The sequence below is a fragment of the Corallococcus praedator genome, from assembly GCF_003612125.1.
GTDB classification, from domain to species: Bacteria; Myxococcota; Myxococcia; order Myxococcales; family Myxococcaceae; genus Corallococcus; species Corallococcus praedator.
In genome coordinates this window covers 1-955 of sequence record NZ_RAWI01000786.1, presented here as the reverse complement: position 1 = coordinate 955, position 955 = coordinate 1, and the positions used below count along the sequence as shown (strand labels likewise).

General features: G+C 68.1%; 1 protein-coding gene. It reads left to right on the top strand.

Features of this window, described 5'->3' with window-relative positions; translation table 11 throughout:
* Positions 1-18: 18 nt before the first annotated feature.
* Positions 19-846, top strand: coding sequence for an outer membrane beta-barrel domain-containing protein (locus D7Y13_RS41745; protein ID WP_120535489.1), 828 nt, complete (start codon positions 19-21; stop codon positions 844-846).
* The last annotated feature ends 109 nt before the right edge of the window (positions 847-955 follow it).

The window sequence follows — 955 nt, the reverse complement described above, 5'->3', positions numbered from 1 at the left end:
CCCACGGAGCGCCCGGACTTGAACCGCCCCACGCTGATGCTTGCGCTGAGCCTGATGTGGCCCGCGCTGGCCCCCGCCCAGAGTCAGGAAGGCATGGGCCTCGATCTCACCGAGGACGCCCAGCCCAAGCCTGCCGAAGAAAACCCCGCGCCGCCGCCGGACGAGGAAGCCCGCCCCGCGTCGCCGCCCACCGCTGACAAGGCGAAGGACATCCCACCGGAAGCGCTGATGCCGCTGACGGACATCACCCAGGACGACCGGGTGAAGAGCGTCCAGCGCAAGGTGTATCTGAAGAAGCACCGCTTCGAGATCACCCCGCTGGTGAGCATCTCGGTGAACGACCCGTTCTATTCGAAGTTCGGGGGTTCGCTGCGCGGCGCCTGGTACCTGGCGGACACGCTCGCCATCTCCGCGCGCGGCTCGCTCATGCAGGTGCTGCCGTCGGATGACGTGCGCACCGCCAAGCGCACCTTCAACAGCAAGATCTACAACTCCGTGCCCCAGTGGTCCGCCATGGGTGACGTGGAGTGGGCGCCGCTGTACGGCAAGGTGTCCTTCCTCAACTCCATCCTCCACTTCGACGGCTACCTGATGGGCGGCATGGGCGTGGTGAAGACGGAGACCTCCGCGCTGCCCGAGCGCGGCCTCAACCCGGCCTTCGACCTGGGCCTTGGCATGCGGTTCGTCACCAAGGACTACCTGGCCGTCAACGTGGCCCTCATCAACACCTCCTATGTGGATCAGCCCCTGGGCAGCAGCAAGGGCGCCATCCAGAACATCATGACCCTCAACGCGGGCATCTCCATCTTCCTGCCGCTGCGCTCGACGGGGAGGGAGTCCGAATGAAGCCCGCCTTCCGTCTGCTCCTGACCCTGTGCGCGGGCGTGCCCGCGCTGGCCGGCGCCGCCGACCAGGCCGCCGCGCCCACCCCCGCGGCTTCGGCCCCTGCTGCTCC